This is a genomic window from Listeria grandensis FSL F6-0971, from assembly GCF_000525835.1.
Lineage (GTDB): Bacteria > Bacillota > Bacilli > Lactobacillales > Listeriaceae > Listeria_A > Listeria_A grandensis.
In genome coordinates, this window is sequence record NZ_AODD01000009.1 from 23,247 (window position 1) to 45,099 (window position 21,853).

The following is a 21,853-nucleotide window of genomic DNA, read 5'->3' on the forward strand; positions in this document are numbered from 1 at the left end:
ATTATTATGGCATTTCGTGAAGATGTATTAGAAATTTTAGAAGAGATTACAGAGTCTGAGGAAGTTGTGGAGAACACTTCTGTGAACATGTTTGATGAAGGTTTACTTGATTCAATGGCAACCGTGCAATTTTTAATAGAAGTAGAATCGCGCTTAGGTATTACAGTTCCTGTTTCCGAATTTGATCGTGATGAGTGGGCAACTCCGGATCAAATCATCGCGAAACTTGAGGAACTAAAATGAAAAAGAAGCTTTGGATGACATTTGGGCCTTTGCTTATTGCAGGGGCTGTGTTCTTATGCATCCTGTTCGGCCCAAGTTCCATCTTTGGTGGCGTCACACAAGGCACGATCAAAAAAAGCGCGACTTCTATGAGTACTACTGTCGTTCAAGGTGTTGCCATTCAACAAAAAATGCTTGCGGCAGATAAAACTTATTTACCTATTTTCGGTTCTTCTGAGCTTTCTCGGGTCGATCAATTCCATCCGAATGTGTTCTCCGAGAAATATAATCGTGGCTATACGCCATTTCTAATCGGTCGTCCTGGTACACAATCACTCTCGCATTATTTAGATATTAAAGCGATGGGAAACGAGCTAAAAGGCAAAAAAGTCGTGTTTATCCTATCACCACAATGGTTTCAACCTGCTGGTGTTGATGATGGACATTTTGGTGGGAATTTCTCGCCACTGCAAGCGTACAAATTTGCGCTTTCTGACGATGCTCCAACACCTGAGAGAAGATATGCCGCACGCCGATTACTAAGTTATAAAGTCGTGAAAAACGATACGACTTTATCTACCTTACTTGAAAATATTGCATCCCCTGGTCCTAAAACCGAGGTCAATACATTTACGAAAATGGCCGCTGCTGCCGAAATGAAAATTTTGCAGCGGAAAGATGATTTGGAATCGAAGTTTATTAAAGGATCACGCGAAGAAAAAGTCGCGAATAACTTGAGATTGCTTCCTGACAAGTTAGATTACGCGAAATTAGACGAGCTAGCTACAAAAACCGGCGAGTCTAAAGTCGGAGCTAATCCATTTTTTATTAAGGATTCTTATTATCAGAAGAAACTGGCACCTACGATTAACCAGTTGAAAGATAGTCGAACGAACTTAAGCTACGATAAGTCGCCAGAATACAGTGATTTGCAACTTGTTATGGACGCGTTTAAAGAAGTTGGTGCAGATGTATTATTTATTAATCCACCTGTGAACGGTCCTTGGTATGACTATATCGGCGCTTCGAGAGAGAAATTACAGAAGTATTATGATAAGTCTGGAAAGCAAGTGAAGGATCAAGGATTTCAATATGTAGACATGTCGCGCTATAGCGATACACCTTACTTCTTAGAAGACACGATTCATTTGTCTTGGCGTGGTTGGGTCGTGATCGACAAACAAATCGATCAATTTATGAACAATAAGACCAAACCTAGTTATGAGAAAACGCCAAAACAGTTTTATTTTAAACAGCTTCTCCCTCCCAAAAAGGAAGTTAATAAATAAAAATAAGGATGTAGAGCACGTATTTAATACGTTTCTACATCCTTATTTGTTTATTCTACCGTGACACTTTTCGCGAGGTTACGTGGCTTATCGACATCACAACCGCGATGAAGCGCTGCGTAGTACGCTAGAAGTTGACACGGTACAACGCTCGCAAGCGGTGTCAGAAGCTCGTGTACTTTTGGTATAACGAATTGATCACCTGGTTGGTTCACGCCCTCCATCGAGAGGATACAAGCCTTAGCGCCACGTGCAAGTACTTCTTTTACGTTACCGCGAATATTCCAGTTAATGCTTTCTTGCGTGATTAGCGCAAGAACCGGCGTACCTTCTTCAATCAAGGCAATCGTTCCATGCTTCAATTCACCACTCGCAAAACCTTCTGCTTGGATATAAGAAATTTCTTTTAGCTTCAGCGCCGCTTCCATTGCAACGAAATAATCGATATGGCGACCAAGGAAAAAGGCGTTGCGTGTCGTTGCTAAATACTCACCAGCGATATGCTCGATGATTTCTTTGCTGTCAACCAACGTTTCCATCGCGTTGGCAACGATGCCTAGTTCCACCGTTAAATTGAAATCTTTGGCGATGCTAAGGCCTTTCTTACGACCTACAACGGTTGCTAGAATAGATAAAGCAGCGATTTGTGCTGTATAGGCTTTGGTTGATGCTACTGCAATTTCTGGCCCAGCATGGAGGTGCATAGTGTGGTCTGCCTCGCGCTCAAGCGTGGAGCCTGGCACGTTTGTGATCGTTAGAGAACGGTATCCAAGCTCTTTTACCTTCACCAAAACTTGACGACTATCTGCTGTTTCACCACTCTGCGTAATAAAAATGAAAAGTGGCTTCTCAGATAGAAGTGGCATATTGTAGCCAAATTCGCTGGAAACGTGAACTTCTACTGGTATTGCAGCTAATTTTTCAATCAGATTTTTACCGACTAGCCCTGCGTGATAACTTGTCCCGCATGCGACGATGTGAATACGATCGGATGCCAGTACTTCATTCACGATGGTTGGATTGACTGTTACCTCACCATCTTCATTTTGGTAGGCTTGGATAATTTTACGAATCACAGCCGGTTGTTCATCTGTTTCTTTTAGCATGTAATGCGGATACGTTCCTTTTTCAATATCGGATGCATCTAATTCTGCTGTGTAAGCCTCGCGTTCGATTTCTTCGCCATCTAGCGTTTCGATCGTTACACCATCGCGTTTTACAAGCACGATTTCTCCATCCATAATTTCGACAAACTGATCCGTTTCACGAATTACAGCCATGGCATCACTTGCAATAACGTTGAAATCTTTGCCTTTTCCGATGAGGAGTGGGCTTTTATTTTTCGCTGCATAGAGCGTTTCATTATCTTCTTTATCGATCAGGCAAATAGCGTAAGAACCATGAAGTAAGCTAAGTGTCTTCGTGAATGCTTCCTTCGTTGTCATGCCTTGGTTTGCAAACATTTCGATGAGTAGGACGATCACTTCTGTGTCCGTATCACTCGCAAAACTAGCATCAGCTAAATATTGATCTGTTAGTAAGGAGTAGTTTTCAATGACGCCGTTATGCACCATCGTATAACGCCCTGATTTGCTTTGGTGGGGATGTGCATTGGCGTGACTCGGCTTTCCGTGTGTTGCCCAACGCGTATGACCGATCCCCATTTCACCAGATGCACCGGCTGGTACTTCTGCTCGCAAGTCAGCAATCCGACCTTTTTCCTTCGCTACGAGTACGCCATCAGATGATTTCAAAGCAATTCCAGCTGAGTCGTAACCACGATATTCTAACTTTTCTAGTCCTTCTAATAAAACTTCTTTCGCATTTTTCTTTCCAATAAATCCTACAATTCCACACATAATAATATCCTCCATTTGGTATGAGAGCAGACGTATCCTGTATGCAAGCCCTCTATTTTTTGAAAAAAGGGCAGACTATTCCGTTGTCTGTTTTCCTTTTCGCGTTTCCATGGGGGGTAAAAACATGTTCCTTTCCACTCTGTTCACTAGGTCACCCTAATGGTTTGTAGCAAAGGCATCACGATTGCATGTACAACCGAGGGACTCCCGCCGAATTTTCGATTAATCCCTTCCTCGTCAACTAGGACAATTACCTAGTTCTGGCGCTTCTATTTAATTTTGAGCGATCCTCCTCATTTTTTTCTAGGAAACAAAATTATCATACCTCAAAGTTGTATAGTTCGTCAAGCCTTATATAATGTACCAATTACAAAATTGGTATAGCCGTTGACAAAAAGTAGTTTTTATTTGATAATGGAGAGGAAGCGTCATTTCCTGTCATAATCAGGTTTTAGCGATGATACGATGTAGAATTTCAAATCATGAAACTTGGAGGTTAACACATGAAATTTTTTTCAGAAAATACTTGCTGGGTTTACAACACTTTTTGTTGCGTGGGCCATTTTTTGGAAATTCGGTTCATTACAAACAGTCCATGCTGTCGAAATGAATGAATTACCAGGAACCGGCGACAACTTCTCGATTTGGACCATTGTAATAGGTGGTATCTTGATTATTGCCGCGATTGTACTATTATTACGAAAAAAATGGTAAAAAAAGAAATTCGATCCTAATTAGGCGTCGAATTTCTTTTTTTCTGTCGCTATGACTAAGAACAGACTCGCAAATATGCCGAGTGTACCGATAATTAATTTAAGCGCGACAATCGTATTTTCATCTTGACCAATTTGCGAACCGATCTGTGAGCCAATTTTTTGGAGTATTTGTTCGAGCCATAGATATTCTGTCAAGAAATTGAAAGATAGGCCTAGTAGCGGCGCCGTGATGAAGGCATTTGGTTTTTTAAATCCGAATAGAATAGCAAGTAGGAAGAAAAATGCAATGCCTATTCCAAGATACGCATCAAACGGTGTTGTGAAAAAGAATTCTTCGCCAGATAAGACGATGACCGCGATTGTAACCGACAGTCCTAAACCAAGTATTGCGAAAAATACGCCTGCCCAACGCCATTTTTTTTGCCAATCTATGCTTGGTGTTGACGGCTTCTCCGTTGTGTTTATGAAAGGCGAAACGAGACCGATGAGTGCAACTAAAAGCGTGATAATACGAGAATAATCTAGCATGTCTAACTCGCCTGCATCGATCCATGGTTTCATTTGATTTTGCCATAACATCCAACCTTGAAAAACACTAAACCCAAGTAAAATGACTAAATTAGCCGCTAAAGAGGACTTATCTAGCAGTGCCAATATACCAAAAACGAATAGTAATACGGTTAAAGCCAATGTTACCCACAAAATCCACGTTAACTTAAAATCGGAGCCATTTAGTGCCCAGCTGTATAAAAAACTACTAACATTAGGTAGCAACGTTGTCCCTAAAAATAACATGATAAATCCACTTACTTGTTTCTTCATCCTACAACTCCTCGTTGTTTTTTTGAAAACCTTCTGGGAAGCTGTATTTTCTGTGCCTATAGCAGGTTCATTTTTTTGCCGTCCACAATATATTCAAGCTCGGATAAACGCCAGAACTCTTCTTCTTTGTAGACATAGCGGTATGTCGCATTGAAAACGTAATCATCTGTCGCGCCGACTCTGAATCCTGGATTTTCGAAAGTGAAGCGTTGGATAATACCAACTTCTGGCTCAATCATGCCGATATCATTCTTGCCGGCATCAAAATAAGCTGTACCAATCGATCTACCACCGACCGTAATATTAAAGGAAAATACAATTTGTTGCACTTGCACATCTAAGAAATTGGCGAGAACAATATTAAAATGAATGTTCTCCTCCGTGATTTCTAGACCAAATGGGAAAAGTTCCATCTCCCAGCGCGCATCTTTGCCTTCCTTTATTTGTTCCATAATTCGTTCGCTCATTGAAATATCTTCCATTGACGGAAAAGTGCTTACCATTTCTCTCTTCTGCAAATCATAAAGTGACCAAGTTAGTTCCATAGTAGTTACCTCCATAAAAAATACCCTTTTCACCATTGTATCAGAAAAAAGATATTTCCACGATTAAAATATGGTTATATTGGTGAAAAAATCTTTTTTTCGAAAAGATAGGAAAGTGTCTCCGTATGCCAAGGTCTTCCAAAAACCCGCTTACTGACGAAATATTGGGCGCGTTCCACTTGCCCTTCTTCATTTTCTGCTTCCATCGCTAGTTTATGTACGAAACGTTTTTTATCAAGGCGAATGGCCCGGATTTTGTCTTTTGGTAAAAAATACATGTGCGTTTCGGATTTGCTGACGATGGAAAAAGAGAAGGTGATCAGGCCGACTTCTGTGAAAACGAGTACGAGACTGTGCCTAGTGCGCATCAACGGGCCAGCATACATGAGACGCTGAAAACTCGTCGACATGCCATTGTCCGCTAAATATTGATTGACTTCTGTTTCTATTTGATCTTTCATTGCCATATGTGGATTCACCTCTTCTATCTATTCTAACACAAAATGAAAAGGCTGGGCGTGAATTAATTGCCCAGCCTTCTTTTTATGAAATCATTTTTTTCGCTTGTAAAACTATATGTTCAGCGGTAAGTCCGTAAAACTCCTGGAGATATGGCATCAAACCAACCTGACCGAATTGTTCGCGGACACCGATGCGATACAGCGGAACGGGATGGTGCTCTCCGAGAAATTCCGCGACAGCACTTCCAAGCCCGCCGTTTACGTTGTGATTTTCTGTGGTGATGACGCGTCCTGTTTTTTTGACAGATTCGAGAAGTGTTGCACCATCTAATGGTTTGATTGAAAACAAGTCAATAACTTCGGCCGAGATGCCGATTTCTTTGAGGCTTGCCGCCGCCTTTAAGCTTTCCGCAACCATGATTCCTGCGGCGCAAATCGTAATGTCCGTACCTTGATGCAAAATTTGTGCTTTTTCAAAGGTGGTATTTGGTTTATACAGTTGTGTCGCGTTTTTACGAATTGTCCGGATATAGTGTAAACCGCCTTTTTCGTAGGCTTGTTCGAGGAGCCATCCGAATTGAATCGCGTCGCTAGCCTCATAAACATACGCATTTGGGATTTCGCGCATTAAGGCGATGTCCTCAAACGTCATGTGCGTGCCGCCATTATGTTCTGCGGAAACGCCTGCGTCAGAGCCAACGATCACGGCTGAAACTTGCGCATAGCCAAGCGATACAAAAACTTGATCAAAAGCACGACGCGTCACAAATTGGCCAAACGAATGAATAAATGGCTTGCGTCCAAGCACGCTAAGTCCCGCGGCGATGCCCATCATGTTTGCCTCCATAATCCCGACGTTCACGTACTGGCCTGGTAACTCCTCTTTTAGCCCTCCAGTCGACATCGAGCTACTCAAATCAGCCTCCAGCGCAATTACATTCGGATCTGCGGCTGCTAGTTTTCGTATCGTGTCTGCGTAAACTTGGCGCATCTCTATTTGGTCTTTTTCAAGTACGAGCGTCATTGTGCCACCCCTTCCAAATCGTTTTCTAATGCCAAAATGGCACCGTCAATCGCTTGCCAATCCGCGTCATCTGGGCGCAAATGATGATTATCCGCCTTCTCCTCAATATGCGTCACGCCCTGCCCCTTCACCGTATCTAGCACAATCGCGTGCGGCTTTCCAGAGGTTCTTTTTGCCGTCTGGATCGCTTCATCTATGACCTGCGTCGAACTACCATCCACCTTCGACGTATGAAATCCAAACGCCTGCATCTTCCACTCCAAATCGAGCGGATCAATAATATCCGCCGTCAAACCGTCCAACTGCTTCTTATTATCATCAATCAATACAATCATGCGGTCCAGCCGGTGGTGCCCAATAAACTGAAACGCCTCCCAGCACTGGCCCTCGTTAGGCTCGCCGTCCCCGACAATCGCATACGTATAATTCTCACGTCCAGCCAACATATTCCCAAATGCAATCCCGCCAGCGACCGAAATCCCCTGACCAAGCGAACCCGTTGTCATTTCCACACCCGGCGTCAAGTTCCGATCCGGATGCGACGGCAAACGCGTGCCGTTCTGATTCAACGTATACAACTCCTCCTCCGCGAAAAATCCCTTCAAGAACAGCGTCGCGTACAAAGCCGGCCCACCATGTCCCTTCGACAGAACGAAATAATCACGATTCGCGTCCTCCGGCTTCTCCGGATCCACCGCCAAATGCTTCCCGTAAATCACCGCCAACGCCTCCACGATCGATAAACTCCCACCAAAATGACCAAATCCAAGCGCTCGTAGCTCCTTCAACGTATACAGCCGTATTTGCTTCGCGGCCACATCCAGATTTTTAGCCAACATCATGCTTCCTCCTCTACCGCGTTCCTTTTTTTCCGTTTCATACTAAGCAAGAACATCACGGCCAGAATCGCGACCAAACTCACCACAATCGCAATCGTCCCGCCATGATTCGCGAGCACACCGAAGAAAATCCCACTCACACCAAAATCAGTATCCGAGAACGTCGAATTCGCAAACCCAAGATTTCCGAGCACCGGCATCAAGAAAACAGGCAAGAAACTAATCAAAATCCCGTTCACAAACGCTCCGAGAACCGCGCCACGAACACCGCCCGTCGCATTCCCAAACACACCAGCCGCAGCCCCCGTGAAGAAATGTGGCACAACGCCAGGCAAAATAATCACGCCACCCGTAAACGTCATGATCACCATACTAACAATCCCGCCAATAAAGCTCGAGAAGAACCCAATCAACACAGCATTCGGCGCATACGGATAAATAATCGGCACATCCAGCGCAGGTTTTGCATTCGGCACCAAACGCTCCGAAATCCCTTTAAACGCCGGCACAATCTCCGCCAACACAAGCCGCACGCCAGATAAAATAATAAACACACCCGCCGCAAAAGTCCCAGCCTGAATCATCGCAAACACAAGATAATTCGTGCCATCACTCAAGTTGGCCTCCACATAACTAGGCCCCGCAAACAGCGCCACGACTACATAAATCACCATCATCGTTAGCGCAATACTCACCGTACTGTCCCGTAAAAAGCCTAATCCTTTCGGAAAATTAATTTTCTCCGTCGATTTCGGATTTTTGCCAGCGACCGCTTTGCCGACAAGACCACTCACCGCATAACCAACCGCACTAAAATGGCCCAACGCCACGTTGTCATTCCCCGTCAAAATTCGCATAAACGGTTGCACAATCGCCGGAGAAAGCGACATGATAATTCCAAGCGCCACAGCTCCCGCCATGATCAGCGGAACCGACGTGAAGCCCGCCACCGTCATGATTACCGCCAACATACACGCCATATAAAGCGTATGATGCCCCGTCAAAAAGATATATTTAAACTTCGTGAACCGTGCAATCAAAATATTGACCATCATTCCGAAAAACATGATTAACGCCGTATTCGTCCCATATTCCGTCAAGGCCATCGCAACAATCGCTTCATTATTTGGCACGACTCCCGTCACATGAAAAGCCGCCTTAAACATCTCCCAAATGGCGCGAGTGATGCCGATAAAATCCCAGCCCCCGCCGAAATCACGAGGAAACCGACAAACGTTTTCGTCGTCCCTTTTAGCGTGTCCGATAATTTTTTCCGTTGCGCAATCAAACCGATGAGCGCGATTAACGCCACCAGAATCGCTGGTTGACTCAGAATATCCACTAACACTTTTAGAAAGTCATTCATATCTCTTCCCCCTCCCCATTTTTAAATCAAGCCCTTGTCCCGAACAACCGCCGTTACCTTCTCGCGCAGCTCATCCATGTCGATTATACTGTCCAGCACAATCACCTCACCGAGCGATTCGCCGCCCTCCGCAATGTCCTTCGCGAGGAAAAACACGTCCGCACTATCCGGAGTCGCCGAACTTAGATCCGAATGCGACACCTCCACATCCGTCACGCCCAGCTCCTTCAACACCTGATTAATATTCATCTCTACCATAAAACTCGTACCAAGACCAGACCCACAAACCGCTAAAATTCTCATTCCTGTTCCTCTCCTTCTATTAAATCTGTAATTTCTTCCACTGTTTCTGCCTGCTTCAATTTCTCCAAAGCCACATCATTCGTCAAAAATCGCGTCAATTGCGACAACGCCTTCAAATGAGCCTCATTATCCACTGCCGCCAAACAAATAAAAATATCAATCGCGGGACCCGAATCGTCTACCAAATGCACTGGCGTCCGCGTTCGCAAAAACGACATCCCAATTTGATTCACACCTTTTTCCGGTCTCGCATGCGGAATCGCAATCCCTTTTCCAATATGAATGTACGTCCCCATTTCCTCGACCGTTTCAATCATCGCATCCACATAATCCGTTTTCACACGATTTCCCGTCACAAGCGGTGCTGCGGCAAGTCGAATCGCCTCTTTCCAACCCAATTCCTCATCCGTAAACTGAATCATATCCTTCGTTAATAATTCTGATAGCATTGGCGCATATCCCCTCTCTATCGACACTTTTCCGTAAATCTTATTAAATATGGCATCATATAATTTCTGCTCATCCTCAATCACCGCGTGCCGTTCAATGATTTCGAGTAACGCATCCACAGAAATATGGCGGTGATCGATCGTTGGAAAATCCGCCGCGACCGCCTGAATCAAGTAATTCTTTTCAAGCGACGTCAATAGCGGCTGCACTAAGTACACCGGTTTTCGCGTCGGCACATACACCGTCGAAAAAATCATATCGTATCCCGACTCTGGAATATTCGCCCCGTCCGCCATAACGAAACGCAACTCCGGAAACAACTGGCGCAACTGCGATTTCATCATCAGCGACGTACTAATCCCGTTCGGACAAACCAACAACGCCTCAAAATCCCGCCGCGCCTCGCGCTTCTGCTCAAAATACCCACCAAAATGAATCGTAAAATAACCAATCTCCGCTTCGCTTACGGTTTTCCCAGTCAGTTTTGCAAGTGGTGACAACGCCTGCCTCACAAACTCGAACAACTCTGGGTGCGCCGTCTTAATTTGCTCCGTCATTGGCGCGATCAGTGGCAGCGAAAACACGATTCGGAAATACGCCGGCACCAGGTGGTCGTAAAGACTCCGCCGCAACTCGCGCTTATTATCCAGCGTCAACAACGTCAGCTTCTCAAAAGCCGCAATAATCCGATCCGCCAAATCCAGCAACACCGCATGCTCACCCATCTCCGCCGTCCGCTGCGCCCCAATCACCTGCACCGTCACGTAAAGCCGCTCCATCTCGTTTTGCGTCCCAAACAGCGCCACCACAAGCGATTCCGTCATCCTATACACCGCCTGCTGCATGATCAACTCCCGCTCCATACCCGAAAACGCAAGCCCCGCATGCTTCCCGCGACACCTCAGAAACGCCGCCAAATAAAGCCATTCCCGCTGCCGATCCTGCACGAGCTCCACCCGGTTCACCTTTTGCCAATCAAGCAGCATCCGCTCCGTCGCGTCTAACCGTGCGCGCAGTCCCCAGCTCTCCAGAACGAATTTCAGCGCAATCTCGCCGAGCGGCAACACCAACAATGCATTCACACAACGCCCCGCTAGCACCCGCTTATCCCGCTCTGTTCCCACCAAATGATACCCAGAAAGCCGCGAATACACCAATCGCACATCCGCCTCCGCACAAAACCCACGCACCTTCTTCACATCACTCAGCGCCGTATTCCGACTCACATGCAACACCCGCTGATAATGAAAATTCGATATTTCCTCCTGCCGAATAAACGTATACAAATAAAGTAAATAGACCCGATCCTGCTCCCCGAGAAAAAGCTCCTCCTGCCGTATAAATAACTCCGAACCCTCCAAATAAGCCGTTTTCAGCCCAGGATCGATAATAAAACACTGATTTCGTATGCCAATTTCCGATTTTCCAACATGCCGCAAAGCCTGATTCATCTTTTCAAAATCATATTGAAACTGCCGCTCCGACAGCCCCATTTTTCGAACAAGCGCCACGCTCGTCATTTTCTCATACCGAATAATCTGCTCAAAAAGCCAAAATGCACGTTGATCAAACATGATTGCCTCCTCCTTACTTTTTATTTTAAAGCGGTTACATAAAGATAGCTAGGTGATTTGAGTACAAAGTGTGTGGTGGGTTTGGAGGCTGGATTGGGTTTTTGGTGGGTATTGTGATTATAGCAGAGGTTTTGGAGGAATGGGAAAAAGCCGAGTTCGGGGATTTGTGGTCCGGGAACTCGGCTTTGCTATTTAAATTATTTATACCAGTTTATCCATGATTCCTTTTCGTCACTTGGATCATAATAATTAGGTTCTACGCCTCCGTTTGGTTTTATATAAAACCCTGTTTTTTCAGATGTATCAGCGTCTTTAGCTTCTAATAGAATTTCGTAATGTCCCGGTTCTAAACCAGGAATAGCACTCAACTCTTTTAGAAATTGCTCTTTAGCATCTTCCGTCCATGGAGCTGTCTGTCGAAAAGTTAGATTGAATTTTTGGATATGTTCACTCGCATATCCTGTTTCATCAGTACTAAAAACAGGAGTAGCAATCTGATTTATTACTTCTTTAGCTTCTGCCTTATCGGTTATACCCTCTATATAATATTCGATTGCTTTATCAAGATTTGCATTCGATTCTTCTCTACTCGAGATTAGCCACCCCAACTCCAATTCAGAATGTTCTTTAAGAAAGCTCCTACTCTTAAGATTTTGGTACAAGTCATCTCCAAAACTCATAGCTTGCAATGCAAACATAAGCTCCGACTGAATACCGACATCACTATTTGTTTCATCCAGACCATTTCTAGTGACCTTTCCAAGTTTTGCATTTCCCCCTCATCATTGCTTTATACGTGTTCTCTGTTTGGATTGACAAAACTTCTGCCAGTGTTTGGAGTGTCTGTGCTTTGAGTGTGAATCGTGATATTGTTCCTTGATCATTGTTAATAATTCTATCTTTAAATTGACCTTCTAAACAAATCGCACTTACTGCTTCTCCTGCTTCTTTCAGCAATTGTGTCAACTCTCCTGAATGCTGTGCTAATTTCTGCATTTCAACAAGCAGTTGTTCTTGTTCAGTAAGCGAGATCGAAATTTCACCTGCTCCCATATTTTATCACACCTGCACTTTCATAAATTTAACAAATTGCTTTTTCAATGTTTTCCCTGCTATGGAACGAACTTTTTGTCTTGGTAAATCATACTCAATAATCTCTGTATCATTATCGATAGCTCGCTTTATAGTTTTTAATTTTGCATTGTTATGTATTCAATTGAAAATGCTGAGGACTCCCAACCTCAGCATTTCTCACATTCTATTACTGAATCGTACCCAGTTTTACTTGCTCAATCAATCTATCTAAATTCAGTTTCACATCGTTAGCAATAATATCTAATGATTGAACCGCTTCCGAACTATTACTACCGCTTAATTGATATTTAATATCTATAAACACTAGCCTAGTTATCTCTAGAATATTTAATGCTGCTTGATTATACAAAATAACATTATGATACTTTGTCCCCTCAAACAATGCCGTATCTATGTACGGTTTAAAATTGGTCAAAACATTTTCAAATCCAGATTCTAGATCTGTGACTGCTTGATGCGCACCTTCTGCTGATTGTTTCAAGCCATTTAATGTTCTCTCTAAACTTCTTAATGTACTTCTTAAATCGTCATCAAACGAAACAATAGGAATATCCACTGCATTAACTGCCGCAACAATGATTCGTAAATTTCCTAAAATATCATCCATAGCAATCTTTGCTTGATTTATGGTACTTCCTAGATTCCATAACAGCGGCTTCATACTTAGACTCAGACTCGTTGAAAATTCTTTAAAATTAGAATCAATCTGCTTTTGTCTCACAGTCATTCCAGTTTTCAAGTACGGCGAGTCTTCAATAGTTATTTTCACAGTACTAGGTCCCGAATTAACCTCATTATAAATACCTTTCGATGCATTTCTATCTGCTATTTCCATCACGTCTTTGACAGCTGTTACTTGATCTCTGAAATTAGTGACCTGCATTTCGAATTTATCTTTATTTGTATCAATAATCGCATAATGTTTAACCAATTCGTCTACAATACCATCAAAAAAATTTAGTATCTATATTTACAAATAGCTTGGGGATGGCTTTAGTTTTTATCCCACCCATGTGATCAATTATGTCTTCCGCCTTTAGGACAATATCACCTAAAAGCATAGGTAGCTTCAATAATGCATCAACCACTGTGAATGAGTTAGTTAGTATAAAATCTAAAACATCAGAAATAATGGGCGTAGTACGTATTCTTTGCATCACGTCAACAGCCGTTGTAAATATTGGGTATTCTTTTTCAAACTGGTTTCTTAACTGTTCATACGCACCAGCTCCTAAAAATATTTTTCCAAAAGTTGTTTCTTTTAGAACAGCATCAAACTGATCCTTTAAATCCCCAACTCGATGATCAAGGTTTCCTCCCTCATGGTTAACAATATCAACAGAGTTATCCAAATAACTTTTAGCATCCTTAAGTTGGCCTAATGTGTTAGCAGTTAATGATACCGCTAGTTGCGTCAAAGTGCCCGGATCAATTTTAATCTTGGTACCCGATCCTCCATAATTGCTGGCAAGGACATTCCCCCAAGGACTTACCGCTAAATAGTCATCAGCACCAATTTTTATTTTCCCATAGCCAACATCCCCAGGTTTCCCAATTTCATATTCACCGTCATCATTATAGCCTGTATGATTATGTGATAACGCAGCGAACCAAGGTAAGCCACCATACATAGTTACTTGTTTACCAGGTAACCTTGCATCGTATCCTAGGCCAAGTTCTCCTAGCGTGAGTGGGTCATATTGACTCATATAATTTGTGATATATTTGCTTTTACCGCTATCTGGTGCATATGGTAGTATAGCTGGGTCAAAAGCGACACTATATACACCTTGGTTCTGGATGGCTACATGATTGGCTAATCCGCCTCCAAGAGAATTACCAGCAACATTTGAGACACCATTCGCAGAGAATTTTTTCATTTCTCCATCTGCTTGCCGTAGAGTAATTGGATTATTTTTATAGTAGCTGTTCATTTTATCATAATACGCATTTGCCGCAGCTAATTGCGCATCTATATTTTTGCCCGGTAAAGATGCATCTGTAAGAACATCATCAATTCCCTGTGTTCCTTGATAAACTATTGAAATTTCACCAGTCTTTATATTAGCGATTGTTATTGCATCTAGCCCAGCTGCTCCTTTATAATTCGTATTTAAAACTTTATATGAGTTACCATTGATAGAAATCACGGTATTTACAACTGGATTTTTATATACAGAACTTCCGCCTAGCTCTATTAAATCTTTATCTGGCGTTGTCTTTCCCATTATTTTCACTCTCCCCAAATATTAGTGCTATTTTTTCACAATTTCATCCACACCTATTGAAGTTCCCACAGAATCCCCTATTGCATGACCACTTGTTACATCAATAATATTGCCATTAACAATTACTGCATAGGCACCTGGAGGTAGTCCTTCTGCATTCTTTAAATTAGTAATTATTGAATTCACTTTATCCATGTCCACTGTCTTATCTTTAGTATAGAGTGAAATGACAATTCCTACTAAAGTTTCAGGATTTTTTTCTTTTTCAAATAAGCTCTTTAAAGAATCTTTATTAATATTTTTATTAGCCATATATAGATTGGAAATATTAGATGCGCCCGATCCTTGCATAGCCAAATAATAGTAATTAGTAACATAGCCAGAATCTCTTGTCTTTTTAACCGCCTCATCTGTCAATCCAATAAATCCATATTTTTCAGAATTAGACTTAACAAACTTATCTAAATTAGAAAACTTATCTTCATAAGCCATAGCATAAAGCCCCGTTTGTATACTTTGAGCGATACTTCCTTCTTCAGATGTAACCGAATCTAATACCTTCTTTTTATTCATATCAATGCTCACGATAACCGATGTATTAAATTGAGGTTCCTCCTCGGACTCCAAAATGACTACTGCCGCATTTCTCGCTGGTACAACATTATTAACCACCACATCGGTATCATATTTTTCTTTAAAATAGTCTAACGCATATTTAGAAATCAGATCTTTATTCTCTGCAACTATATCTTTCGTCTTATCACCATCAATGAAAATAAATCCCTGTCCCGTATAATCCTGTACTGCCACTTCTTTCTTTGATACTGCATCCTCATTACTTTTTTTATCCATCAAATTACACCCTCCTAATATTAAGCTAATTACTATTCCCGCTACAATTGCTCTTTTCTTCATGATTTCACTTCCTTTTTTTAACTTCTCTACAGCATTAACTATAAACAAGTTAAATTTATTTCGCCAATAATTGCATGTCTACACTCTTAATTGTTTCTCATCCAGCCCATATGAAATGGATGAGAAAACATTATTACTCTTCCTTCCACAAGGGTAATTTAATCTTCGTTGCTACTCGATCACTGATTAAATAAGCTTCTTGAGGATTAAAAATAGTCGCACGAGTATCTTTACTTGTCACATCAAACATCGACTGTCCATATGTGCTTCTAAATAATAATACGTGTGATTGAACTTTTAGATACTTCGTTATGACGTCGTAACGGCTATCTAACGCATCAAATAGAGTATTAGAAACGATATTGACTCCCATAAATGCACCAGTTTTCATAAGTTTTACAACATTATCCCAATCTCTATCATCTACTTCATCTACTAAATCAGATGAGTCGGCTATAAATATCACAATAGGCTTAAATTTAGTAATAAAATGTTCCGGACTTACATCAGGATTTTCTTGTTGTTCCAACTTATAAGCTTCTTCTCTCTTAGCAACGATTCCATTCAACTGTTCTAACAGCTGAACAATACTCTCCTTACCACTAACATACAGCTTGACCTTTCCTTGCATGGCAGAGAATTCACGTTTTTTGGTATCAATAATTCCAATCTCATAACTATCGCGGGCTAACATATACTTCAACATAACACGTATTGTATTATCTCCATCTTCCTTAGATAAACCTGCAATTACGAAGTTACCAACTTCTCGTAAATCGATTCCAACTGGTGTTACCTGATTTTTTTCAAGCCCTAATGGTATTATGCTACCGATTTTTTCTATTCCTCGCCATGAAACAAATTCTTCATACGTTAACTCCTCTGGCACCATTGGAATTGCTAGTGGTTTCTCACCAGACCAACTTGCATCCATTGCTTTACCTTCCTCTTGAATTCCAGAAATGATCTCTAGCACATCACTACCTCTATTCGGCAGCACCGTTTGGAAAATTGTTGGGTCCTCAACTTTAACTAATCCACGGCCCATCATATCTTCAATTTTCAACGTTGTCCGACCTACAATACTCTTTGGTTCATTTTCTTCAATCAGATAAAGCGCTATTTGTGTTTTTATGTTGGCGACAAGTTGAATATTCAAGACATTTTGGCGTCCGCCACTAATCATTAAATAAATACCAACGGAACTACCTTCACGTGCAATTTGGCTTATCAAAGGTTGGAACCTTTCGTCCAATCCTGCATCTCTTACTGCGTCAAAATTATCAATGGTTATCAAGATGTTAGGTATTTCTTGCTGACTTGCACGTTCATACATCCCCACATTAGCTACACCGAACTTACTTAATAATTTTTTCCTCGACTTCAACTCTACAAGCATCATATTAATAAATTTCGTACATTTTTCAAATTCATCAATCGTGATTGTATCAGCGACATGCGGTACTTCTTTTAATGGTAACAAGCCATTTGTACCAAAGTCTAGAAGATACACATGTAATTGTTCCGGGTTATGTTGACGAGCCAAGTCCATAATAACGCTTTGCAAGAAGGTAGATTTCCCATACCCAGGACTTGAAAATACGGCTACATGCCCATCTTTTGTTAAATCTAGCGTTAATGGATTTTGAGCTTGTATCTCTGGTTGATCAAGTAACCCAATCGTCGCGCGCAGTGATTTTTTCGGCTCTTGCCAAGCTTTTTCAAAATCTACTGGGTGCAAATCTTGTGCGAATACTTGCTCAGGAAGCGGCGGCAACCACGGACGCGGCAACATCGCAATGTTCGCTTCCTCGGTATAATCGTGAATATAATCGATCACCGCATCGAGCTCTGACGGCACTTTTGAAATATCCTCTTTATCGCCCAAACCACTTAAATCTTCCGTCAAAATTTCATACTGACCGAGATCGTTAATCGCGTAAATCGTCGTGTCCACTTGCTCTTGATCGTCTTTATCCGGCACGTAATCCGCACCACTCCAAGCACTTTGGAACAATTCGTAGATCTCGTTATTCCCGACTTGCAAATACGAACGACCTGGTAGCGTGATTTCCGCTGCATCTGGTGTTTTCAAAATTTCATTGGAATCTGACGCGTTTTGTACTTTCAGCGCCAGTTTAAATTTCGAGTTGGACCAGATTTGGTCATCCACGACACCGCTCGGTTTTTGTGTTGCTAGAATCAAATGGATACCTAGCGAACGCCCAATACGCGCCGTCGAAACAAGTTCTTTCATGAATTCCGGCTGCTCGCTTTTTAACTCGGCGAACTCATCGGAAATCAGGAATAAATGCGGCATCGCTTCGGATGCTTCGCCTAATTTGTATAATTTTTGATATTGGTTAATATGGTTGACATCGTGCTCGCCAAATAGACGTTGACGCTTTTGCAATTCGGCTTTAATAGACGCTAGCGCACGCATACTCTGCGCGCCATCCAAGTTCGTAATCGTACCGAGCAAATGTGGCAAGTTTCGGAATAGATTCGCCATTCCGCCGCCTTTATAATCGATCAGCAGGAACGCGACTTCATATGGATGGAAATTCACGGCAAGCGAGATAATATACGATTGAATAATCTCCGACTTACCAGAACCCGTCGTACCCGCGACCAAACCATGCGGACCATGCGCTTTCTCATGCAAATTCAGGTTGACAATATCGTCTTTCCCACGCAAACCAAGCGGAACCGCCAAGCTTTTATACGTCTCATTTTTCTCCCAACGCGCGCTAATGCCAAGCTCTTCCACGCGATCAACACCGTACATCTCCAAAAATGTCACCGATTCTGGAATCGAATTTTTCAAGTTCTGCAAGTGATTAAGCGGCGCCAACGCACGACTCACACTCTCTTTATCAAAATCAGCAGGGAAATGATCCAGCGTAAAGCCACGATTCACAAGCTCACCTTGCTCCAAAATCACATTCCCGTTCTTCGCATCCCGAATATCAATAACGGTCTTCACATGCTCCGGCAAACTCTGCATCACGTCCTGCACGAACACAAGCGAAACCCCGTACTCACTAGGATCCTCATTGAAAAATTCCATCACCGTGTGATCCATCATCAGTTTTTCGTCCGTCACAAGCACCACATAATGCGGTGAAAAGTACATCTGCTCCGACTTGTTGCCCTTTTCCTCCAAAGCCATCTTGCGCTCCTTCAAAATCTGGTACAACGAGTTCAAAACCTGGTCCCGCGAACGCTCATGATACACAAAGCCACGCACGTTAATATCACGCAAACTCGCGTGTGGCAACCAACGCATCCAGTCCCACTGTTCCTTCTCCTCTTCTGGGAATACCGTAATAAACTGCAAATCATAGTAGCTGTGGAAAAGCGCGGTCTGCATCACCATCAACTGCAACTGCTCAATCACAAGCGCGCGGTGCCCAATATAACCAACCGGCCCGTTCATCAAATCCGTCCCCATCGGCACATCCTTCACCGAATAATACTGCGACTTCAAACCCTTTGCACTCTCCACCAACTCATCCTTGTCCTGCGTGAACTCCTCCTCTTGGAATTCCACTTGAAACGACGTATTCTCCTCCCCAGTACCAACCCGATACTGCAAAAAGTCATGGTGGAACATCGTCTTCTCATAAATCCGCGAATCAATAGAAAGCGCCATATCACGAATCTCCGTCACCGTTGGAAAATGATAATGTAGCGAATGCGCCTGTTCCTCTGCAGCAGCATGAAGTTCCGACGTCTTGTCTTTCAAATAACGACGATAACTCGCGTCACGTTCCTTCATGTCCACCTTATATTTTTTGCGATTTTTCACATACGTAGTCACCGAGAAAATCACCGTCGCGCCCGTCATCCCAAGCGTCATCAACACGAAAATCGGATTCGGACGTAAAAACATCATCACAATCGACATGGCAATCATAATCAGCGGCGGAATCAAAATTTTCATCAATTCCTCGCTTGGTTTTGAAGGCTTGCCCGGCGGCTTCGCGATCGTCAAACTCGTCTCCGGCGCACGATAAATAATCCGCGGTGACCGGTGATAATCCGGATAATCCGCACTAAAAGCATTGTCCGGCGCAACCAACTGCGCAAGCGTCGCATGAACACGGCCATCTCCCGCGATAATCTCGATGTCCTCCTTACCAACCCGAATTGTCACGCCATCAAAATAAAGCTGATCCCCGGCTTGCAACAGGCACTCCGATTCCACACGATAATAGTTATGGTAAACAATCCCACCATATACATTCAATTTAAACGTCGCACCAAGCTCCTCACGAATAAACAACAAATCCGCCGTCGTGCCCGCAATCACAACATCATTAAAATCCTTCTCACCAAATGTAATCGAATATTTCGTCGTCGTATCAAAAACCTGCGCGGCCAAATCCTCCGTCAAATAAAACTGGATCTTCTCCCCGTCAGACGTCTCCAAATTCAGACGCTCATTCAAAGCAAGCGGCAAATCACCTAAAAACCATTGCTCCGCGTCCTCTTTCCAAATCACTTGCAACGAATCCGCCAAGTTATCATAGGTCACCGTATGACTCAAGTCCCCGCCAATCGTTACCTCTTTTTTCGGATCTAACTGGCACTTATGTAACTGGTTGCCATAACTAATCGTCAGTAGCTGCTTCTCCATCTTATTCTACCTCCGAAGTTGCGTGCGCTTTGTCTTGTTCTTTTTGATTGGCTTCCTCTTTCGCCATCTCTTCTTTTAACTTCGCTTCGTTCTCTTTTACCTTCTTGATTTTGTCGTTGAGCGCTTCCTGTTCCTCATTTCGCGTAGAAGCCTTCATTTCCGTATTAGCATCCAACTGCTCAATCTGTCTTGCTAAATTGTAAACCTGCAAATCATTATCTTTCATCGTTAGCGCGATATCATTGGCCTTCGTAAGTTCCGCCTGTCCATCATAAATCCAGTACAATAAATACTCTTCCGGTGATTTTAGCGTTGTTTTTTGTAGCACCGTCTTCTTCTGAACATCGCTCAGTTTCGCGCTTTCCACATACGATTTCGCCAATTCAAATTTGCTCGCTTGTGGTAACTTCTCTGGATCCACATCACGCAACGTTTCCGTCACTTTTCCATAATCATCCGCAATAAACGCCTCATTCGCGCTCAGCAATGTCTCTTGAAATGGCACTTTCACAAAAGCAAAATAAGCAACCGGAACCGCCAGAACAAGCGTCGCAATAATAAATCCAATCGTAAGCCCTTTAAACAAACGATAATTCTTCCGTTGCACTAGCGTCATTTTCCGATTCACAGCCGCCGTTTCCTTCGCATAACTCTCCGCTAAAATCTCCTCAATTGCCGCTAAATCCTTCGCCTCAATAATACTCCGATCAAAACTCGTCCCCTTCGCATTATCAAGCGATCCCGAAATCAACTCATCAAACGCGTACTTTTTCGAAAACAGCGCCACAATCAAACACTTATACTGCTTCAAAAACTTCTCGTCCGTCATCGTATACGGCGGCAACACATCACGAATCCCACGATACACTAAAAACGGCATTTGATTCACATCAAAAACCATATTTTCTGGATGTAAGAAGAACGTAAATCGCGTCTTCAACAACTCTGCGAAACGTGCTACATTACCAATCGCTCGTAACTTCTCATTCCGATCAAGTCCATACAGCTCATCCCATGTTGTTTTTCCAGCTGTATCGAATTGGAACGATAACGCATCGCCCTTATCCTCAAAAGAAGCCGGTACAAAAAAGGTCGAATTCTCCTTCAACAAAGCCAATTGACGAATATCCTTCACCTTCGTTTGTGACTTCGAAAAATCAACCTGCCAAGTCGTCCCATCCACCTGAAAATTATATTCCATCGAATCTACCATTATTTCCCTCGTTATCATGTGTCTCAAATCTCCCTTTTATAAAATTTCAATGATGTCCCCGTCTGTAATTTGAAAATCCGTCAACTTATCATCATCTGTCAACAATAGTTCTTTATTAGCCACCTTAATCGCGCAATGCGACATGTTCGGCTGCGACAACTTTAACGTCTCTACCAAATTCAGTAGCAATGCCTTGACCGGTTGGTGCTTCGGGATTCGCAAATCGTGAATCCGCCCACCCCACTTCGTAAAATTGATCGTCACATTAATATGCGTATCTTGTGCCATCT

19 protein-coding genes and 1 pseudogene are annotated in these 21,853 nt (G+C 42.8%); 3 read left to right on the forward strand and 17 right to left on the reverse strand.

The genetic code is table 11. The features are described 5' to 3' along the window. The first annotated feature begins 6 nt into the window (after positions 1 to 6). Both dltC and dltD read left to right on the forward strand, forming a co-directional pair. A complete protein-coding gene (dltC, locus tag PGRAN_RS07040) occupies positions 7 to 243 on the forward strand; it encodes a D-alanine--poly(phosphoribitol) ligase subunit DltC (protein WP_036066124.1) in 237 nt (78 codons plus the stop codon). Then, positions 240 to 1,511 (forward strand): D-alanyl-lipoteichoic acid biosynthesis protein DltD, encoded by a 1,272-nt coding sequence (gene dltD / locus PGRAN_RS07045; protein ID WP_036066125.1) that lies wholly within the window; start codon positions 240 to 242, stop codon positions 1,509 to 1,511. Before dltC ends, dltD begins: the two co-directional genes overlap by 4 nt. A 50-nt stretch (positions 1,512 to 1,561) precedes the next feature. Here dltD and glmS read toward each other — a convergent pair whose 3' ends face one another. Further along, positions 1,562 to 3,370 carry a glutamine--fructose-6-phosphate transaminase (isomerizing) gene (glmS, locus tag PGRAN_RS07050; RefSeq protein ID WP_036066126.1) on the reverse strand — a complete coding sequence of 603 codons (1,809 nt, stop codon included), beginning with the start codon at positions 3,368 to 3,370 and terminating at the stop codon, positions 1,562 to 1,564. Positions 3,371 to 3,976: 606 nt separating this feature from the next. Here glmS and PGRAN_RS16250 point away from each other — a divergent pair. Next, positions 3,977 to 4,084 (forward strand): LPXTG cell wall anchor domain-containing protein, encoded by a 108-nt coding sequence (locus PGRAN_RS16250; protein WP_077914617.1) that lies wholly within the window; start codon positions 3,977 to 3,979, stop codon positions 4,082 to 4,084. 20 nt (positions 4,085 to 4,104) lie between these two features. On the opposite strand, the gene PGRAN_RS07055 is transcribed toward PGRAN_RS16250, so the two are convergent. The 16 genes and pseudogenes from PGRAN_RS07055 to PGRAN_RS07125 all read right to left on the reverse strand — a co-directional run bounded on the left by PGRAN_RS07055 (position 4,105) and on the right by PGRAN_RS07125 (position 21,851). After that, positions 4,105 to 4,908, reverse strand: a complete 804-nt coding sequence (locus PGRAN_RS07055) for a hypothetical protein (RefSeq protein ID WP_036066127.1) — start codon at positions 4,906 to 4,908, stop codon at positions 4,105 to 4,107. A gap of 56 nt (positions 4,909 to 4,964) precedes the next feature. Further along, the gene (locus PGRAN_RS07060) at positions 4,965 to 5,453 is read right to left on the reverse strand and encodes a hypothetical protein (RefSeq protein ID WP_036066128.1); all 489 of its coding nucleotides are present in this window, start codon (positions 5,451 to 5,453) and stop codon (positions 4,965 to 4,967) included. A gap of 74 nt (positions 5,454 to 5,527) precedes the next feature. Next, entirely contained in the window at positions 5,528 to 5,920 is a 393-nt protein-coding gene (locus tag PGRAN_RS07065) for a hypothetical protein (protein ID WP_036066129.1), read from the reverse strand. A 76-nt stretch (positions 5,921 to 5,996) separates the two neighbouring features. Then, positions 5,997 to 6,938, reverse strand: coding sequence for a transketolase family protein (locus tag PGRAN_RS07070; protein WP_036066130.1), 942 nt, complete (start codon positions 6,936 to 6,938; stop codon positions 5,997 to 5,999). After that, complete coding sequence (locus PGRAN_RS07075) at positions 6,935 to 7,780, reverse strand: transketolase (RefSeq protein WP_036066131.1); 846 nt, start codon at positions 7,778 to 7,780, stop codon at positions 6,935 to 6,937. Before PGRAN_RS07075 ends, PGRAN_RS07070 begins: the two co-directional genes overlap by 4 nt. Beyond that, positions 7,777 to 9,143: pseudogene (locus tag PGRAN_RS07080) on the reverse strand (PTS ascorbate transporter subunit IIC). Before PGRAN_RS07080 ends, PGRAN_RS07075 begins: the two are co-directional and overlap by 4 nt. Positions 9,144 to 9,164: 21 nt before the next feature. Next, positions 9,165 to 9,446, reverse strand: a complete 282-nt coding sequence (locus PGRAN_RS07085; protein ID WP_036066132.1) for a PTS sugar transporter subunit IIB — start codon at positions 9,444 to 9,446, stop codon at positions 9,165 to 9,167. Continuing rightward, positions 9,443 to 11,470 carry a BglG family transcription antiterminator gene (locus PGRAN_RS07090; protein WP_036066134.1) on the reverse strand — a complete coding sequence of 676 codons (2,028 nt, stop codon included), beginning with the start codon at positions 11,468 to 11,470 and terminating at the stop codon, positions 9,443 to 9,445. Before PGRAN_RS07090 ends, PGRAN_RS07085 begins: the two co-directional genes overlap by 4 nt. A gap of 197 nt (positions 11,471 to 11,667) precedes the next feature. After that, on the reverse strand, positions 11,668 to 12,168 hold the full coding sequence (locus tag PGRAN_RS07095) for a hypothetical protein (RefSeq protein ID WP_036066135.1): 501 nt from the start codon (positions 12,166 to 12,168) through the stop codon (positions 11,668 to 11,670). Between the two features lie 49 nt (positions 12,169 to 12,217). Next, positions 12,218 to 12,523 (reverse strand): hypothetical protein, encoded by a 306-nt coding sequence (locus PGRAN_RS07100; protein ID WP_036066136.1) that lies wholly within the window; start codon positions 12,521 to 12,523, stop codon positions 12,218 to 12,220. Between the two features lie 208 nt (positions 12,524 to 12,731). Next, the gene (locus tag PGRAN_RS16255; protein WP_051998473.1) at positions 12,732 to 13,496 is read right to left on the reverse strand and encodes a hypothetical protein; all 765 of its coding nucleotides are present in this window, start codon (positions 13,494 to 13,496) and stop codon (positions 12,732 to 12,734) included. Between the two features lie 16 nt (positions 13,497 to 13,512). Then, the gene (locus tag PGRAN_RS16260) at positions 13,513 to 14,793 is read right to left on the reverse strand and encodes an SA1320 family protein (protein WP_051998474.1); all 1,281 of its coding nucleotides are present in this window, start codon (positions 14,791 to 14,793) and stop codon (positions 13,513 to 13,515) included. A gap of 27 nt (positions 14,794 to 14,820) precedes the next feature. After that, positions 14,821 to 15,708 carry a DUF1672 family protein gene (locus tag PGRAN_RS07110; protein ID WP_036066137.1) on the reverse strand — a complete coding sequence of 296 codons (888 nt, stop codon included), beginning with the start codon at positions 15,706 to 15,708 and terminating at the stop codon, positions 14,821 to 14,823. A 133-nt stretch (positions 15,709 to 15,841) separates the two neighbouring features. Continuing rightward, positions 15,842 to 20,350: a type VII secretion protein EssC gene (essC, locus tag PGRAN_RS07115; protein WP_036066139.1), complete on the reverse strand. Its 4,509-nt coding sequence runs from the start codon at positions 20,348 to 20,350 to the stop codon at positions 15,842 to 15,844. A gap of 1 nt (position 20,351) precedes the next feature. After that, positions 20,352 to 21,563 (reverse strand): type VII secretion protein EssB, encoded by a 1,212-nt coding sequence (gene essB, locus PGRAN_RS07120; protein ID WP_051998476.1) that lies wholly within the window; start codon positions 21,561 to 21,563, stop codon positions 20,352 to 20,354. A 36-nt stretch (positions 21,564 to 21,599) separates the two neighbouring features. Continuing rightward, positions 21,600 to 21,851 (reverse strand): EsaB/YukD family protein, encoded by a 252-nt coding sequence (locus tag PGRAN_RS07125; protein ID WP_036066143.1) that lies wholly within the window; start codon positions 21,849 to 21,851, stop codon positions 21,600 to 21,602. Positions 21,852 to 21,853 lie beyond the last annotated feature (2 nt).

Bases quoted from the DNA above. Each gene is read 5' to 3' on its own strand.
- dltC (WP_036066124.1), top strand. From the start codon at position 7: ATGGCATTTCGTGAAGATGTATTAGAAATTTTAGAAGAGATTACAGAG.
- dltD (WP_036066125.1), top strand. From the start codon at position 240: ATGAAAAAGAAGCTTTGGATGACATTTGGGCCTTTGCTTATTGCAGGG.
- glmS (WP_036066126.1), bottom strand. From the start codon at position 3,370: ATGTGTGGAATTGTAGGATTTATTGGAAAGAAAAATGCGAAAGAAGTT.
- PGRAN_RS16250 (WP_077914617.1), top strand. From the start codon at position 3,977: ATGAATGAATTACCAGGAACCGGCGACAACTTCTCGATTTGGACCATT.
- PGRAN_RS07055 (WP_036066127.1), bottom strand. From the start codon at position 4,908: ATGAAGAAACAAGTAAGTGGATTTATCATGTTATTTTTAGGGACAACG.
- PGRAN_RS07060 (WP_036066128.1), bottom strand. From the start codon at position 5,453: ATGGAACTAACTTGGTCACTTTATGATTTGCAGAAGAGAGAAATGGTA.
- PGRAN_RS07065 (WP_036066129.1), bottom strand. From the start codon at position 5,920: ATGGCAATGAAAGATCAAATAGAAACAGAAGTCAATCAATATTTAGCG.
- PGRAN_RS07070 (WP_036066130.1), bottom strand. From the start codon at position 6,938: ATGACGCTCGTACTTGAAAAAGACCAAATAGAGATGCGCCAAGTTTAC.
- PGRAN_RS07075 (WP_036066131.1), bottom strand. From the start codon at position 7,780: ATGATGTTGGCTAAAAATCTGGATGTGGCCGCGAAGCAAATACGGCTG.
- PGRAN_RS07085 (WP_036066132.1), bottom strand. From the start codon at position 9,446: ATGAGAATTTTAGCGGTTTGTGGGTCTGGTCTTGGTACGAGTTTTATG.
- PGRAN_RS07090 (WP_036066134.1), bottom strand. From the start codon at position 11,470: ATGTTTGATCAACGTGCATTTTGGCTTTTTGAGCAGATTATTCGGTAT.
- PGRAN_RS07095 (WP_036066135.1), bottom strand. From the start codon at position 12,168: ATGTTTGCATTGCAAGCTATGAGTTTTGGAGATGACTTGTACCAAAAT.
- PGRAN_RS07100 (WP_036066136.1), bottom strand. From the start codon at position 12,523: ATGGGAGCAGGTGAAATTTCGATCTCGCTTACTGAACAAGAACAACTG.
- PGRAN_RS16260 (WP_051998474.1), bottom strand. From the start codon at position 14,793: ATGGGAAAGACAACGCCAGATAAAGATTTAATAGAGCTAGGCGGAAGT.
- PGRAN_RS07110 (WP_036066137.1), bottom strand. From the start codon at position 15,708: ATGAAGAAAAGAGCAATTGTAGCGGGAATAGTAATTAGCTTAATATTA.
- essC (WP_036066139.1), bottom strand. From the start codon at position 20,350: ATGGAGAAGCAGCTACTGACGATTAGTTATGGCAACCAGTTACATAAG.
- essB (WP_051998476.1), bottom strand. From the start codon at position 21,563: ATGGTAGATTCGATGGAATATAATTTTCAGGTGGATGGGACGACTTGG.
- PGRAN_RS07125 (WP_036066143.1), bottom strand. From the start codon at position 21,851: ATGGCACAAGATACGCATATTAATGTGACGATCAATTTTACGAAGTGG.